Origin of the sequence: Synechococcus sp. KORDI-100 (assembly GCF_000737535.1) — a bacterium.
Classification (GTDB): domain Bacteria; phylum Cyanobacteriota; class Cyanobacteriia; order PCC-6307; family Cyanobiaceae; genus Parasynechococcus.
Genome location: NZ_CP006269.1, coordinates 2,070,198 through 2,084,075 on the forward strand (window position 1 = coordinate 2,070,198; position 13,878 = coordinate 2,084,075).

Genomic DNA, 13,878 nt, shown 5'->3' on the forward strand with positions numbered 1-13,878 from the left:
CGGCCAGGGTCATCCTGAAGCCAAGCCAACTGCTTCCGATGGACGCCGGCAATCCCCTTCAGCAACTGCTGCTCCGCGGCCTTGGGACCACCACCCTGGTCGCGGAGCGCCTCAGAGGTGTCTCGCAGCAATGGGTCAGCAGCGGCCGTCTGGATCCAAATCAGGCCTCGGCCCTGGTTGAAGACGTCCTCAAAGCCCTGCGCGGGGAAACACCTGAGCTTGAAGAGCAGATGGAGCGGAATCTCGAGCGGAACCGCGACCACTTTCTTCAGGACCTGGGAGTGGCCAGTCAGAAAGAGGTTGATGAACTGCGTGGTCGCATCGATCGTCTCGAGCAGCAGCTCAGGAAGTCAGAATCACGGGAGATCTGAGTTCAACGTGCGAGACATCCTGATCAGCTCAACCGTCTGCGTTCTCTGCCTGCTGCTGGCGCTGGTGAGCCAGTTGATCTCGCCTTCCACCGTGATCGCCTCCACCACAACAGCTCCGGTTCCGGCAGCCGTGGTCCAATCGGAGCCTCGTCAGCAAGCCGGCCGGATCGAACTGGATCCCGATGACCCCAACCCCACCCTGTTCGCCATGGCTCCCAACGACACAACCGCTGATGCATCCGCCCTTGGAGGCCCTCTCGAGACTCCCGACACAACCCTGACGGCCAGTGGGCTCAGCATCACCGAGTTGGAGCTCGGTGATGGTGCTGTTGCTGGTCCAGGCCAGACCGTGGTGGTCAACTACCGCGGAACGCTGGAAAATGGCAAGGAATTCGACAGCAGCTACGGCCGCGGGCCCTTCAGCTTCCCGCTGGGTGCTGGACGGGTGATCAAAGGCTGGGATGAGGGCGTGGCCGGAATGAAGGTTGGAGGAAAACGCCGACTGGTGATCCCTCCCGACCTGGCCTACGGCACCCGTGGCGCCGGTGGAGTGATTCCTCCAAACGCCACTCTCATTTTTGAGGTGGAACTTCTCGACATCCGTCAATGATCGACAGTTAGGCTCTCAATCAGCCTCTGTACCTCTGTTCCGATGCTGCGCTCGGCCCTTTCCGCCATCGTCCGCGTCCTCCCCGCCTCCGTCGCTCATGCCCATTGCGACGGACCATGCGGCGTCTACGACCCAGCCTCCGCCCGTGTGGCCGCCGAGGCTGTTCTGTCGATGACCAAGAAGCTCAAATTCCTTGAAGCCCCTGCCAATGGCGATGCTGCTGCCATGGCTGCCTACAACAACACCTTCTCCCGTTACGTCGCGATCAAGGAGGATCAGGCCAAGGAAACGAAGAAGGAACTTCTGATCCTGTGGACGGACTATTTCAAGCCCGATCATCTCGCGACCTTCCCCGACCTGCACGACACCATCTGGAAAGCCACCAAGCTCTGCAGTGCCTGCAAGGTCCATATCGACCAGGGCAAGGCTGAGGAACTGATGGCTGCCGTGGAGAAGATCCACAACATGTTCTGGCAATCCAAGGGACGGAGCGACGCCTGGGTCACTGCCTCCTGAATCGTTCAGTGCCCCCTGCCATCAACCTCAGGGAACTGCTGCTGCTCGCCGTTCGTCGCCGTCGACACCTGCGTGTCGACGGCTTTTCAATGGCTCCGACATTGATCCCCGGCGATCGGGTCCTGATCAGTCCGTCGTCGGCCGATGACCCTTTGCCGATCATTGATTCCATCGTGGTGGCCTGGCATCCAGACAGAACCGGCACCAGAGTGATCAAGCGGTTGACTGGCTTCAGCCAGGGACGCCTGCTGCTGCACGGAGACAATCCTGCAGAAAGCAGCGACAGTCGGCAGTTCGGTCCGCTGGAACGTCGTCATCTGATCGGCGTCGTCACATCGGTTGTTCATCGCGATTGAGCGACCAGCGTCAATGCCCTGGCCAGGCCCTCAGAACACTGCCGCTGAGGTCTTCTGCAACCAGATCATCCCCGTCAGGATGGACAGCCCCCCCGTGACGCCCACCAGAACCGGGAGACAACGGGCACCGGTGCGCAGGGTCAACAGTGACAATGCAGTCGCCACCAGCAGCATGGCTGCGATCGAGCCGCCGAGATAGGCGAGCAGATAGATCAGAGCTCCCAGTGGGGGGAGCGCCAAAGCGGGAATCACAGCCAGAACATGACTGGCGCCGGCCAGACCATGCAGGAGTCCCAGGCCAGAAGCGGCGTGGGCATGGCGGCGGTGATTGCTCTGTCCGCGGACGTGCAGGTGGAGATGGCGGTGTTGCCGTTCGCCGTCATGACGATGCTCATGGGTATGCAACTCCAGTCCGAAGGCTGTGCGTATGGCCAGGGTGCCGACCACCAGCAAGGACACGCCCACAAACCATTCAGCCCAGGCAGACATGGCCTCCAGATGGGCCAGATCCTTGATCAGCAGAGCCATCAGGGCCAGCAGCACCACTCCCGCAGCATGACCAACCCCCCAGGCCAAACCCGATCGCAGGGCCTGCATCGGACGGTTGAGCGACAAGGGGGCCATGGCCACCAGATGATCGGCTCCGCCGACAACATGCAGCGCTCCGGCGGCGAACCCCGTCAACAGACTGATCAGCATTGCGCCTCTTCGCCGGCCATCAATTCTGCAGGAGCGCCGCAGCTCATCCGTTGATCAGTGATCGCAGCCCCGCCTCAACATCCGGCTGTCGCATCAGCGCTTCTCCCACAAGCACCGCGCTGGCTCCTGCCGACTGAACACGATCCAGATCATGGCGCGTGAACAGGCCGGATTCGCTCACCAGAAGACAGTCGGACTGCCTGAGCTGCTGTCCGAAACGCTGCATCAACCGTTCCGTGGTGGCGAGGTCGGTCTCAAAGCTGGCGAGATCACGGTTGTTGATCCCGATCAGGGGGAATCCACCCAGGTTCAGCACGCGCTCCAGCTCCTGCTCGTCATGCACCTCCACCAGCACATCAAGGGTGAGTGCTTTCGCTGCTTTCCGCAGGTAGTCCAGATCCTGGTCCGAGAGAATCGCGGCGATCAGCAAAACGGCGTCGGCGCCAGCTGCCCGGGCCTGATAGAGCTGATAAGGACTGAGGATGAACTCCTTACAGAGCAAGGGGATGTCGACGGCCTGTCGTACATCCACCAGAACCTCGAAACCTCCCTGGAAAAAGGTTCTGTCGGTCAGCACCGATAAACAGCTGGCTCCACCGCTGGCATAGGCGCGTGCAATCGCAACCGGATCGAAGTCCTCTCGGATCACGCCCTTGCTGGGGCTGGCTTTCTTGACCTCAGCGATCACGGCCGGTGGGGTCGTCACCGACCGGAGTGCTGCAATGAAATCTCGGGTTGGAGGCAGATCCTGAATCTGTGATCTCAGCGTCTCAAGAGGTACCTTCTGACGCGCCACATCGATTTCACGATCCTTCTCCCAAATGATTTCCTCCAGGATGTGCCGTGGCTTCTCGTCGTCATGGGGGACGGCGTACTCCAGGTGTGCAACACGCACCTTGGGGTTGGGGGGGCGGCGACGGATCTCCATGCTCTGGTTCCTGCTCAGATTTCTGAAAAACGACTCAGCCGACGAGCTGGCCAGCGGCCTGCTTGTAAGCAACCTCAACGACTTCACTGAGGGTGGGGTGGGTGTGCACTTCCGTGGATAACTGGCGCACGCTCTGGCGACGTGCCACGGCATTGGCCACCTCCTGGATCAAATCGGCGGCATGCAGGCCATAGATGTGGGCTCCAAGCACTTCACCCGACGATTTGTTGAACAGAAGTTTCATCAGACCATCGCTTTCGAGTTCGGCAAGTGCTTTGGAATTGGCCTTGAAATAGCTGCGGACAGCACCCAGCTGAAAACCCTCCTGTTCGGCCATCTGCTTGGCATCAACTTCCGTGAGCCCCACCGAGCTGATCTCTGGATGGGTGAAGGTTGCGGCGGGAATGCTGCGGTAATCAATCTGCCGGTCGAGTCCAAGAATGTTGTCAATCGCCACGGTGCCCTGAGCCGCCGCGGTGTGGGCCAGCATCAGTTTTCCGGTCACGTCGCCAACGGCCCAGAGATGGGGCACAGGCTGACCGTTCACCAGGACACGCATTGCGTCGTCGATCGGGATGAATCCACGGTTGGTCTCGACTTGAAGCGATTCCAGGTTCAGACCCCTGCTGCTCGGAACGCGACCCGTGGCAACAAGAACGGCATCCACCTCCAGGGTCTCCACCAACTCACGCGAGTTGAAATCGGCCAGCTCGATCTGAACCGGACAACCTGGGGTGACCTTGCGGGCCAGCACACCGGATCTGGCATCGATGTCGCGACTGTCAATCAGGTTTCTCCCGGCAATCTTGGCGATGTCAGGGTCGAAGGTCGGCATCACCCGATCCAGGGCTTCGATCATCGTCACTTCGCAGCCGAGCGCTGTGTAGACGTCGGCGAACTCCAGGCCGATGTAGCCACTGCCGACGATCGCGATCCAGCGAGGTAGCCACTCCAGATTGATGGCTTCATCACTGGTGAACACCGTGCGGCCATCCGTCTCGATGCCGGGAGGGACGAAAGGGTCGGACCCTGTGGCGAGAATCACATCCTTCGCAGTCAGCACCCGGTCCACACCGTTGGGCTCGCGCAGGCCCACCTTTTGCTCGCCCTCCAGGCGACCGAGGCCACGCAGGATCGTGACACCGGACCGTTCGAGGGTCTTCGTGAGATTCGTTCGAATCGCCTGCACGAGCTGGTTGGCATGGTCAGCGATTTTCTGCCGTTCGAAGCGCACCGGCGCGGCATGAATGCCAAAACTGGCGAGATGCTTGTCGTCGGCCAGTTCACGAACCTTGCCGCTGGCTGCCAGCAGTGCCTTGGAGGGGACGCAGCCCCGGTTCACACAGGTTCCGCCCATGTCGCGCGATTCGATGATCGCCGTCTTCAAACCGTGCTCGGCTGCGTGTTTCGCTGCGTCAAAACCGCCATAACCGGCACCAATGATGATGACGTCGAAATCGAAACTGGCGTCGCTCACACCGACTGCTGCGTTGAGACAGTCATTCTCGCCCTTCGTCGCTCCAGCAGGAGTGGAACGGCGGCGGCGGCAACATTCAATGACTCCACCCGTTCGCTGTGAGGGAGGGTCACGGAATGGGTGCAGCAGGCCCGCAACCGCTGGTGCAGCCCTTGTCCCTCATTCCCGAGAACAAGCGCTGTCGGACGTTCCCAGTCCAGCTCCCAGTAGGGAATGGCCCGCTGGGCGTCGCCGGCCTCCGGAACGAGCGTTGCGACCACCTGAAGACCGCGTTCCCGCAGCTGTTGGAGGTTGGCTTCAAGCTGATTCAGTGCTCTGTCTTCATCTGGACCGAGCCGCGTGTGGGGCAGGTGCAACAGGGCCCCCGCCGAGGAACGCAACGCCTTCGGGCTGAGCGGATCAGCGCCCGATCCGAGCCAGACCGTCTCAACCTCAGCGGCGAGGGCCGTGCGCAACAGCGTTCCGAGGTTTCCAGGATCCTGCAGCCGATCCAGGACAAGAAGAAAGTTAGGTTCAGAGGGGGCAGCAGGCAACTGGGACAGCGGCAAAAGGCTCGCCACGCCATCAGGGCTGACTGTGCTGAGCGCCGCGCTGAGCACCTCCTGAGAGACCGGTTGAATGCTTGTTCCGTTCGGCAACCTGGACAACAGGGCAGGATGCCGTTCAATCCACGGTTCGGTCGCAATCAGCGAAAGCTTTGGCGGTTCTGTCTGCAGTGCCTCCTCAAGCAGATGGGTTCCCTCGAGCAGCAGAATCTGCTCCAGATCACGACCCTCACGTCGGGTGAGAGCCCGCAGTCGTCTGACCAGAGGATTCCTCCGACTCGTGATGACGGGTGAAACCAAGGCGTCGAGTCCTGCGAGGGTCAGAAGCTGGAGTGACGACGCACCTTGAGACCTTCGGCAATCAGAAGCTCATCACCGTTGATGTCGAGCCCGTTGATCGAGGCGATCTCTCCCTTGAGACCTTCAGCCGCGAGATTTTCCACCAGCTTTTTAATCACCTGATCTTCGACAGCAGCGTGATCGACGGAATCAGGTGTCAGGAGCTCTAAAAAACGCCCGACTTTTGATGCAACAACTTCGGAAGCGTTCGAGATCTTGAGGACGATCATGGAGACGTTGTCGACACACAACCGTCAAACTAATGCGGATGGGGAGACTTGAACTCCCACAGCATTGCTGCCACTAGTACCTGAAACTAGCGCGTCTACCAATTCCGCCACATCCGCTGGCGTCTGTCGCATTGCGACACCGATGAACATACGGCATCGCTTTATGAATTCCCGTCTGACAACCGGTGCGGTCTGATCCAGTTTGAACGCCGGCCGTCTAGACGGTCTCATTCAGCCTTGTCAAGATGCTGTGAGAAAAGCGAGATTGCAGAAATGACGGTTGCGGCCGCTTCGTCTCAAGGGATTCTCAAGCCGCATCTTTCAATTGACGGAGACTCTGGCCTGAACGGTGTTCTCAAAGTCAGCGGAGCCAAGAATTCCGCCCTTGTCCTGATGACGGCGAGCCTCCTGACCGAGGAGACCGTGGAGATCAGCAATATCCCCAACCTCACGGACATCATCGGAATGCAGGCCATCCTGGAATCCCTGGGGGTGTCCGTGACACGGCGAGGCGACCGCATCAGCCTCACCGCCGCAAACCTGTCGTCGTCACAACCCCCTTACGAACTCGTCAACAGCCTGCGGGCCAGTTTTTTCAGCATCGGCCCCCTGCTCGGCCGTCTCGGCCATGCCCGCGTTCCGCTGCCCGGTGGCTGCCGGATCGGTGCCCGACCAGTCGTTGAACACATCCGTGGCCTCAAGTCGCTCGGAGCAGTCGTGAATGTGGATCAGGGCCTCGTCACAGCATCCCTCCCCGGTGGACTGCGTCGACTCCAGGGCGCTGAAATCGTGCTGGATTGCCCGAGCGTGGGTGCCACCGAAACGATTCTGATGGCGACCGTTCTGGCCGAAGGAACCAGCATCATTGAAAACGCCGCCAAGGAGCCGGAGGTTCAGGACCTCGCCAACCTGCTCAACCGGATGGGAGCAAAAATCTCCGGTGCCGGCAACTCCACCATCAAGATTGAGGGTGTTGAACGTCTTCACGGCTGCCAGGACTATTCCGTGATCCCTGATCGGATTGAGGCCGGAACCTTTCTGATGGCAGCTGCAATCACCGGGTCAACCTTGAGAGTTGAACCTGTCGTTCCGGAGCATCTCAGCTCCGTTTTGCAGAAACTGCGCGATTGCGGCTGCGATCTCAACATCGACAGTGGCGGCATCACCATCACTCCTGGAGACCTGCGAGCCGTCGATGTGACAACCCAACCCTTTCCTGGATTCCCGACCGATCTCCAGGCTCCCTTCATGGCTCTGATGGCCACAGCCAAGGGAACCAGCGTGATCAGCGAGAAGATCTACGAGAACCGCATGCAGCACGTGGCAGAGCTGCAACGGATGGGAGCGTCGATCCGCCTGGAAGGCAGCACCGCCATCGTCGAAGGGGTTCCCTCACTTTGTGGTGCGCCGGTCACTGGAAGCGATCTCAGAGCCTCAGCCGCCATGGTTCTGGCCGGCCTCGGGGCCCAGGGCAACACCAAGGTTTGTGGCCTCAAGCACCTCGATCGCGGTTACGACAACATCGAAGCCAAACTGCTCGGCGTCGGAGCCAGGATCGAGCGTCAGAACGGCTGACATCCACTGACCCGATTTCCGACGGCTACTTACAATCCATAGACGGGAGCGTGCCGGAATTGGTAGACGGACTCGACTCAAAATCGAGCGCCTTCGGGCATGTGGGTTCAAGTCCCACCGCTCCCACTGCCGTCATGAACACCTACAACCGATTCCCGCTGAGGCTGGAACGCGGTTCAGGTTGCTGGGTTTGGGATCAGAACGGTCGTCGCTTTCTTGATGCGGTCGCAGGCATCGCAACCTGCTGCCTGGGTCACAGCGACCGTGCCATGCGCCGTGCCCTCAGTCGGCAGCTCGGACGTCTGCAACATGTTTCCAACCTCTACAACATTCCTGAGCAGGAGGAGCTCGCGAACTGGATCGTGCAGCACAGCTGCGGCGACAGTGTCTTCTTCTGCAACTCAGGGGCTGAGGCCAATGAAGCCGCCATCAAGCTGGCGCGCAAACACGGCCATCTCAGACGTGGCATTGAGCGCCCCGTCATCCTCACGGCTGCAGCCAGCTTTCATGGGCGCACCCTGGCGGCCGTCACGGCAACAGGGCAACCGAAATACCACCGCGGTTTCGAGCCCGTTGTCGATGGGTTCGACTATTTCCCTTACAACGACCTCGCTGCCTTCCAGTCCCTGCTGAACGAGCACGAATCCAACGGCCCAGCGGTTGCCGCCGTGCTGATCGAACCGCTTCAAGGCGAAGGTGGTGTGAATCCAGGCGACAGGAGTTTTTTCAAAAAGCTGCGTCGCCTCTGCGACGCCAACGGGATCCTGTTGATCCTTGATGAAGTCCAGGTCGGGATGGGAAGAACCGGATCTTGGTGGGGCTATGAGCAGCTGGGGATCGAACCGGATGCTTTTTCCCTGGCCAAGGGCCTCGGGGGCGGTCACGCCGTTGGGGCACTGGTTGTTCGCGGAGATGCCGACGTCTTTGAACCCGGTGATCACGCCAGCACGTTCGGAGGCAACCCATTCGCCTGCAGGGCCGGGCTGACGGTGGCTCGAGAGATCGAGCGGCGCAATCTGCTGCGCAATGTCCAGGACAGGGGGACACAGCTGCAGGAGGGATTGGAGGTCCTGGTCAGGCGCTACCCGCATCTGTTTCTCGCCGTCCGAGGCTGGGGACTGTTGAAGGGCCTGGTTCTCCGTCCCGAGTGCGGGGTCACCGCTGCCGACCTCGCTGCAACGGCCCTTGAGCATCAGCTTCTCCTGGTGGCAGCAGGGCCCGACGTGTTGCGCATGGTGCCTCCACTGATCATCAGCGCCCGCGAAGTCCGCTTGCTGCTGCAACGGCTGGACGCCACATGCAGGACGACTTCGCCGACCTGATCCCGCGCTTCGACACGCGGGGCATGGATCTTCAACTGGATCGCATGCAGGCTGCCCTGAACGCACTGGGTGGTCCCTGCGCCTCGGTTCCAGCTATCCAGGTGGCGGGTACAAACGGGAAGGGGTCCATCGCCGCCTTTCTGGCGGCTGCTCTGAAGCGGGCTGGGATCACAACAGGCCTGACCACCTCCCCCCATCTGGTGAGCTGGTGTGAACGCATCAGCATCGACGGCGAACAGATTTCCGAGCTCACCCTTCGCAAGCGGCTGATCGAGCTGCAATCGATCAGCAAGGAGCACCAGCTGACTCCGTTTGAACAACTCCTGGCCGTGGCATTCGTTCACTTTCAAGCCAATGCAGTGGACTTGCTGGTGCTGGAAGTGGGGCTAGGGGGACGCCTCGATGCCACCACTGCCCATCCCGATCGGCCTGTGATCGCGATGGCGGCGATCGGCCTGGACCACTGCGAACACCTTGGAGACACCCTGACGGAGATCAGCCACGAGAAAGGGGCAGTGATCAGCCCGAACGCAACGGTGATCAGCGCTCCACAGCATCCGGAGGTCAGGGATGTTCTCGAACGCCTCTGCAGGGAGCGATCAGCACAACTGCATTGGGTGGATCCACTGCCGCAGACGTGGCAGCTGGGTCTGGCTGGCACGATCCAGCGCAGCAATGCCGCTGTGGCCCTCGGAGCCCTCCAGGCACTGAACGCCCGTGGCTGGGCCATAGCGGACACAGCCATTCGCTCGGGGTTTGCTGAAACCAGCTGGAGCGGCCGCCTGCAAACGGTCCGATGGCGAGGCCTGGCGCTGCGGCTCGATGGAGCTCACAATCCGGCGGCGGCAGAACAACTCGCCCGAGAGCGATTGGATTGGCCTGCGCAGGAGCTCGGGGTGACCTGGCTGCTGGCCATTCAGGCTCACAAACAGGCCGAGGCGATGCTGAAGGCCTTACTGCAGCCGCTTGACCAGGCCTGGATCATTCCTGTGCCAGGACATCGCAGCTGGGACGTGAACGCTCTGCTGCAGATCAATCCCGACTGGCACAGTCAGCTTCATCAGGGAGAGGACGCTGACTCGGCACTGATGCAGATCGAAGCTCAGGGGGGCTGGAGCGATCCGATACCGGTGGTGGCCGGCTCGCTCTATCTGCTGGGAGATCTGTTTCGCCGGAACCTGGTGACGGCAGAGTGACATCACGTTGTGCGAGGCCCATGGGACCCCAGATCGTTTCCCTTCTGATCGGAGCTGTCCTGATCGTGATCAGCCCGGTCCAGGCTCTCGACACCTCCGCCGGTGTTGGTCTGCAGGATCGCGCCCTGTTTCAGGAAACCGTCGATTACACGCTCACCAACCAGAGCGGTGGGGACTTCCACAATCAAAACCTGGCCAACACCTCCTTCGCCGGGGCTGTTGGACGCAACGCCGACTTCCGCGGCGCCAATCTGCACGGTGCGATCCTCACGCAGGGTGCCTTCGCAGAGGCGGATTTCCGTGGTGCTGATCTCTCCGATGCCCTGATGGATCGCGCCGATTTCGTCGGCACCGATCTACGCGATGCCGTTCTCACCGGAATCATCGCCTCGGGCAGCAGTTTCACCGATGCCCGCATTGATGGTGCGGATTTCAGTGATGCTCTCCTGGATCGGGACGACCAACGACGTCTCTGCCGTGACGCAGAAGGCATCAACCCGTCCACCGGTGTCTCCACGCGAGACAGCCTGGGCTGCTGAGATCAGGAGCGCTCCGCCCAGCCGCGAAGCTTTCCAGGGTTGAGCAGACCAGCAGGGTCAAACCGTTGCTTGGCAGCCACCTGATCGGCGTCGACCACCCCCAAACCACCGTCTTCAACGGTCAGCACATGGGGATTGAACAGAACGGCACCGGCATCACGGCAGTCGTTCATCAGTTGCTCAAGGCGCTGGGGATCTGACCAGCGCACGAGAGGCAAGGCCGCAAGGCGCACACTGCCCTGTTGCCGCACCGCTTCGAGGTGCCACAGCAACGCGTCGCCCCAGCGCTGCCGCAACCTGGCCATGGCGACCAACTCCGGCTGGGGCAACAGCATCTGCAGATACGTCCAGCTGGGGTCAGCGGAGCGCAGATGCAGGGTGGTGTGATTCCAGGTCAACTCCCGCAATCCATTGCCGCCATTGAGATCTTCGGGGCCAAGATCCCGAAGCTCAGCGGCATGGGCATCAGCGAGACGCTGCACGCTGCTCACACCATCCGGAGACACCAGCAGGAGCAACCGGTGCCCTGCTCCGGCCGGACCGCTCCATTTCGGCAAATGCTGCAAAAGCGGCTGCTCCAGCAGGGTGACGAGATGGAGAGAGATGGCGGATCGTCCGCAGGCCAGCATCAAGGCGACGGCGTCGTCCCAGGTTTTGCAATCGATCGCCAGTTGGTGCCAGTCCACGGCGGGAGCCGTTGCGAGCTGCAGAGCCGTGATGATGCCGTTGGTGCCGTAGGCATGATTCAGGGCCTCCGCCTGATGGGCCGGCAGCGTCAGGCGCTGGGGCCGGTTCTCCATCGTCACCACCTCAAGACCGAGCAAATGCCCTGGGTCGCGCAGGAATCCCCAGCGGATCGAGCCGATGCCGCCTGAGCCACCGGACACAAAACCGCCGATGCTGGCGCTGCGCCAGGTGCTGGGCAGCAAGCGAAGCTGGCGTCCATGACGCCGTAACCACTGGTCGAGATCCCGCATTGCACATCCGGGTTCCACCGTCACGACCCCACTGATCGGATCGAGGTTTCGAATCGTCTGCAGCTCTGCCGTCAGCATCACCACGCCCCCCTCGAGGGGAACGCACTGGCCGTAATTGCCTGTCCCCGCGCCGCGCACAGTCAGAGGCACCTGATGCCTTGAGCAAGCGGCAGCCAGCCGCTCCACGGCGGCAACATCACGGGGCCGGACCACAAGGTCGGCACAACAGCCAGCGAGCTGATCCTGCAGCACCGGTGAGTAATCAAAGCAGTCGCGTGACAGACGCCTGAGGTCGGAGGGGTCCTCCAGGAACTCAAGTCCCTCATCAACGAGCAGGGTTCTCCTCAGGGACTTGATCGTGTCGGACACGAGGCTCATGGCTGAACCGCTTGGGTTGCCTGGCAGGTCTAACGGGTTGTCGACGACCACCAGCGCCCGCCGATCAGGATGCGGCGCTCTGGAGGACGCATCAACGCCTCCGACCAGCTGCTGACGTCCAGCACGATCAGATCGGCTGGAGCGCCTTCAGCGACCACCCCGTCCCAGTCGAGATCCATCAGCGCTGCAGCGGCCGTGGTGAACGGCATCAGACCAAGCCGTTGCCAGGGAGCCAGCTGCGCCAGGGTCAAACTGCTCGCCATCAAGGCAAGTGGATCAAAGCTGCCCGCTGGAAACCAGGGATCAGCAACGTTGTCGGCTCCCACAGCCACGCAGACGCCGGCACGCTGCAGGCGCCGGATCGGAGCGAGCGGCCGGGTGACCGGTGTGTCGCCCGGCTGACGGCCAAGTAGCCAGGCGTTGGTCAGGGGCAGGGCAACCGCCTTGATGTGCTGCCGAGCCATCCGTTCACAGAGGCGTTGGCGGACGCGGCGGGGGGCCAGCCCAAGACTGCTGAGATGGCTGCAGGTGATCGGGACCGACGCTCCCTCCTGCTCCACCACGGCCAGCAGTTGCTTCAGGCCCGCGGCCGGATGGGCATCGCTCTCATCGATGTGAAGGTCGATCCCACAGCCAAGCTCCTGAGCCAGGCGAATCTGGGCTCTCAGGGCCTCCCTGACGCGAAATCCATCGAAGGGCGGCACGACAACACCGCCGAGCTGACCACTCGCCGCGGCGACCTCCCGGGCCAGGGTCTGTCCCGCTGACGTCGACCAGTGCTCGATCGGAACGAGGGCAACGAGCTGCAGCTCGATCCTGTCGCGCCAACGGGCACGCAACTCGAGCAAGGCCTGCCAGCTCCCCTCCGCTCCAGGCCCGAGGCTGTCGATATGGCTTCGCAGGGCGCGCAGTCCATGGCCGCAGGCCAGCTGCAGGGCCCGCTCGCCTCGCTTCAGAACAAGCTCCCGGGTCCGCGAGATGTGCTCCACGAGATTGGCGGCCATCGCTCCGCCGTAGGTGCCGGCCGGATTGGGGTGCTCCGCCCAGGTGAAAGCCTTATCAAGATGGACATGGGGATCCGCCAGCCTGGGCAGAACAAGAGGCAAACCGGCCGGGGGATGAGGCAAGGGGGCAGGCGCTCTCAGGCGGCCATCGCTCCACTGCAGTCGGACCGCACTCAGCCCATCGGATCCGGCCACGGGAATCATGTGACCCGATTGCGGCTCGAGCAGACTCCGCGGCATCCAGGCTTCAAGGATGCCTTCAGCAGCACTCACTCGCTTCCACCGGTAAAGGTCTCGGTTCGCAACGGTAGAAATCGACCGGCGACTGCGAGGGTGATCACTTCAGCTTTGGGAAGGCGAAGGCCAGGCAACACTTCCTGCCCGCCGATTTTGGTGATGTACACACTGCCGATGGCGAAGTTCCAGCGGGTGGTGAAACGCCCGGACAGATCCGCCAGGAGCTGTTTCTGGGAGGCGATGAGATCAGGACAGTTGCGGATCCACAACTTCAGAAGCATCGGAAGTCCGTTCTCGCCGCAGAGCTCGCGGGTGGCGAACTCCACCAACTGCTCGCTCGCATGGTCCTGGTAGTCCTCGCTGGAGGGATTGGTCCAGGCCAGAGCGGCAGCGCAGGCGGCACCGACACCGAGGGCTGACAGTGCTGCAAACGGGATCCGCCGTTGATGAACAGAAGGCGGCACCGGGTTGACTGCAGCACGAATTGGTAGATTCTCACCGACGCGGCGGGCGTCGCCAAGTGGTTAAGGCAGCGGCTTGTGGCGCCGCTATTCGGGGGTTCGAATCCCCTCGCTCGCC

The 13,878-nt window shown here is 61.8% G+C and carries 16 protein-coding genes and 3 tRNA genes; 10 read left to right on the forward strand and 9 right to left on the reverse strand.

The window, feature by feature from the left end; all coding sequences use genetic code 11:
• Positions 1-38 precede the first annotated feature (38 nt).
• The 4 genes from KR100_RS10680 to sodX are packed head-to-tail and all read left to right on the forward strand — an operon-like array spanning position 39 to position 1,853.
• Positions 39-371: a phasin family protein gene (locus KR100_RS10680; protein WP_038545726.1), complete on the forward strand. Its 333-nt coding sequence runs from the start codon at positions 39-41 to the stop codon at positions 369-371.
• Between the two features lie 7 nt (positions 372-378).
• On the forward strand, positions 379-981 hold the full coding sequence (locus KR100_RS10685; protein WP_038545729.1) for an FKBP-type peptidyl-prolyl cis-trans isomerase: 603 nt from the start codon (positions 379-381) through the stop codon (positions 979-981).
• Between the two features lie 42 nt (positions 982-1,023).
• On the forward strand, positions 1,024-1,497 hold the full coding sequence (sodN, locus tag KR100_RS10690) for a superoxide dismutase, Ni (RefSeq protein ID WP_038545732.1): 474 nt from the start codon (positions 1,024-1,026) through the stop codon (positions 1,495-1,497).
• An 8-nt stretch (positions 1,498-1,505) separates the two neighbouring features.
• A complete protein-coding gene (gene sodX / locus KR100_RS10695; RefSeq protein ID WP_239420319.1) occupies positions 1,506-1,853 on the forward strand; it encodes a nickel-type superoxide dismutase maturation protease in 348 nt (115 codons plus the stop codon).
• A gap of 30 nt (positions 1,854-1,883) precedes the next feature.
• Here the strand turns inward: sodX and KR100_RS10700 are convergent, their stop codons facing one another.
• The 6 genes from KR100_RS10700 to KR100_RS10725 all read right to left on the reverse strand — a co-directional run bounded on the left by KR100_RS10700 (position 1,884) and on the right by KR100_RS10725 (position 6,188).
• Positions 1,884-2,552: a hydantoin utilization protein A gene (locus KR100_RS10700; protein WP_038545735.1), complete on the reverse strand. Its 669-nt coding sequence runs from the start codon at positions 2,550-2,552 to the stop codon at positions 1,884-1,886.
• Between the two features lie 43 nt (positions 2,553-2,595).
• Complete coding sequence (gene trpC, locus KR100_RS10705; protein ID WP_038545738.1) at positions 2,596-3,480, reverse strand: indole-3-glycerol phosphate synthase TrpC; 885 nt, start codon at positions 3,478-3,480, stop codon at positions 2,596-2,598.
• A 34-nt stretch (positions 3,481-3,514) separates the two neighbouring features.
• On the reverse strand, positions 3,515-4,957 hold the full coding sequence (gene lpdA / locus KR100_RS10710; protein WP_038545741.1) for a dihydrolipoyl dehydrogenase: 1,443 nt from the start codon (positions 4,955-4,957) through the stop codon (positions 3,515-3,517).
• Positions 4,954-5,802, reverse strand: coding sequence for an RNA methyltransferase (locus KR100_RS10715; protein WP_038545744.1), 849 nt, complete (start codon positions 5,800-5,802; stop codon positions 4,954-4,956). Before KR100_RS10715 ends, lpdA begins: the two co-directional genes overlap by 4 nt.
• A 20-nt stretch (positions 5,803-5,822) precedes the next feature.
• On the reverse strand, positions 5,823-6,071 hold the full coding sequence (locus KR100_RS10720) for a hypothetical protein (protein ID WP_038545747.1): 249 nt from the start codon (positions 6,069-6,071) through the stop codon (positions 5,823-5,825).
• Between the two features lie 33 nt (positions 6,072-6,104).
• Positions 6,105-6,188, reverse strand: a tRNA-Leu gene (locus tag KR100_RS10725).
• A 156-nt stretch (positions 6,189-6,344) separates the two neighbouring features.
• Between KR100_RS10725 and murA the strand changes: the two genes are divergently transcribed.
• From murA to KR100_RS10750, 5 genes are all read left to right on the forward strand, one after another.
• On the forward strand, positions 6,345-7,646 hold the full coding sequence (gene murA / locus KR100_RS10730) for a UDP-N-acetylglucosamine 1-carboxyvinyltransferase (protein ID WP_038545750.1): 1,302 nt from the start codon (positions 6,345-6,347) through the stop codon (positions 7,644-7,646).
• A gap of 44 nt (positions 7,647-7,690) precedes the next feature.
• Positions 7,691-7,772: transfer RNA gene (locus KR100_RS10735), tRNA-Leu, on the forward strand.
• Positions 7,773-7,780: 8 nt separating this feature from the next.
• Positions 7,781-8,968: an aspartate aminotransferase family protein gene (locus KR100_RS10740; protein WP_038545752.1), complete on the forward strand. Its 1,188-nt coding sequence runs from the start codon at positions 7,781-7,783 to the stop codon at positions 8,966-8,968.
• Positions 8,944-10,164 (forward strand): folylpolyglutamate synthase/dihydrofolate synthase family protein, encoded by a 1,221-nt coding sequence (locus KR100_RS10745; RefSeq protein WP_038545755.1) that lies wholly within the window; start codon positions 8,944-8,946, stop codon positions 10,162-10,164. The genes KR100_RS10740 and KR100_RS10745 overlap by 25 nt, the downstream gene beginning before the upstream one ends.
• 20 nt (positions 10,165-10,184) lie before the next feature.
• A complete protein-coding gene (locus KR100_RS10750; protein WP_038545758.1) occupies positions 10,185-10,703 on the forward strand; it encodes a pentapeptide repeat-containing protein in 519 nt (172 codons plus the stop codon).
• Between the two features lie 2 nt (positions 10,704-10,705).
• On the opposite strand, the gene KR100_RS10755 is transcribed toward KR100_RS10750, so the two are convergent.
• Genes KR100_RS10755 through KR100_RS10765 form a run of 3 tightly spaced genes read right to left on the reverse strand, consistent with a single transcriptional unit; the run spans position 10,706 to position 13,763 of the window.
• The gene (locus KR100_RS10755; RefSeq protein ID WP_038545761.1) at positions 10,706-12,058 is read right to left on the reverse strand and encodes an FAD-binding oxidoreductase; all 1,353 of its coding nucleotides are present in this window, start codon (positions 12,056-12,058) and stop codon (positions 10,706-10,708) included.
• Positions 12,059-12,087: 29 nt separating this feature from the next.
• The gene (locus KR100_RS10760) at positions 12,088-13,335 is read right to left on the reverse strand and encodes an amidohydrolase family protein (RefSeq protein ID WP_038545765.1); all 1,248 of its coding nucleotides are present in this window, start codon (positions 13,333-13,335) and stop codon (positions 12,088-12,090) included.
• On the reverse strand, positions 13,332-13,763 hold the full coding sequence (locus tag KR100_RS10765) for a DUF4359 domain-containing protein (RefSeq protein WP_239420320.1): 432 nt from the start codon (positions 13,761-13,763) through the stop codon (positions 13,332-13,334). The genes KR100_RS10760 and KR100_RS10765 overlap by 4 nt, the downstream gene beginning before the upstream one ends.
• Positions 13,764-13,805: 42 nt before the next feature.
• Here KR100_RS10765 and KR100_RS10770 point away from each other — a divergent pair.
• Positions 13,806-13,878: transfer RNA gene (locus KR100_RS10770), tRNA-His, on the forward strand.

Excerpts from the sequence above, each read along its gene's own strand:
- KR100_RS10740 (WP_038545752.1), top strand. The coding sequence starts at position 7,781 with ATGAACACCTACAACCGATTCCCGCTGAGGCTGGAACGCGGTTCAGGT.
- KR100_RS10755 (WP_038545761.1), bottom strand. The coding sequence starts at position 12,058 with ATGAGCCTCGTGTCCGACACGATCAAGTCCCTGAGGAGAACCCTGCTC.
- KR100_RS10745 (WP_038545755.1), top strand. The coding sequence starts at position 8,944 with ATGCAGGACGACTTCGCCGACCTGATCCCGCGCTTCGACACGCGGGGC.
- murA (WP_038545750.1), top strand. The coding sequence starts at position 6,345 with ATGACGGTTGCGGCCGCTTCGTCTCAAGGGATTCTCAAGCCGCATCTT.
- sodN (WP_038545732.1), top strand. The coding sequence starts at position 1,024 with ATGCTGCGCTCGGCCCTTTCCGCCATCGTCCGCGTCCTCCCCGCCTCC.
- trpC (WP_038545738.1), bottom strand. The coding sequence starts at position 3,480 with ATGGAGATCCGTCGCCGCCCCCCCAACCCCAAGGTGCGTGTTGCACAC.
- KR100_RS10720 (WP_038545747.1), bottom strand. The coding sequence starts at position 6,071 with ATGATCGTCCTCAAGATCTCGAACGCTTCCGAAGTTGTTGCATCAAAA.
- KR100_RS10700 (WP_038545735.1), bottom strand. The coding sequence starts at position 2,552 with ATGCTGATCAGTCTGTTGACGGGGTTCGCCGCCGGAGCGCTGCATGTT.
- KR100_RS10750 (WP_038545758.1), top strand. The coding sequence starts at position 10,185 with ATGGGACCCCAGATCGTTTCCCTTCTGATCGGAGCTGTCCTGATCGTG.
- KR100_RS10680 (WP_038545726.1), top strand. The coding sequence starts at position 39 with ATGGACGCCGGCAATCCCCTTCAGCAACTGCTGCTCCGCGGCCTTGGG.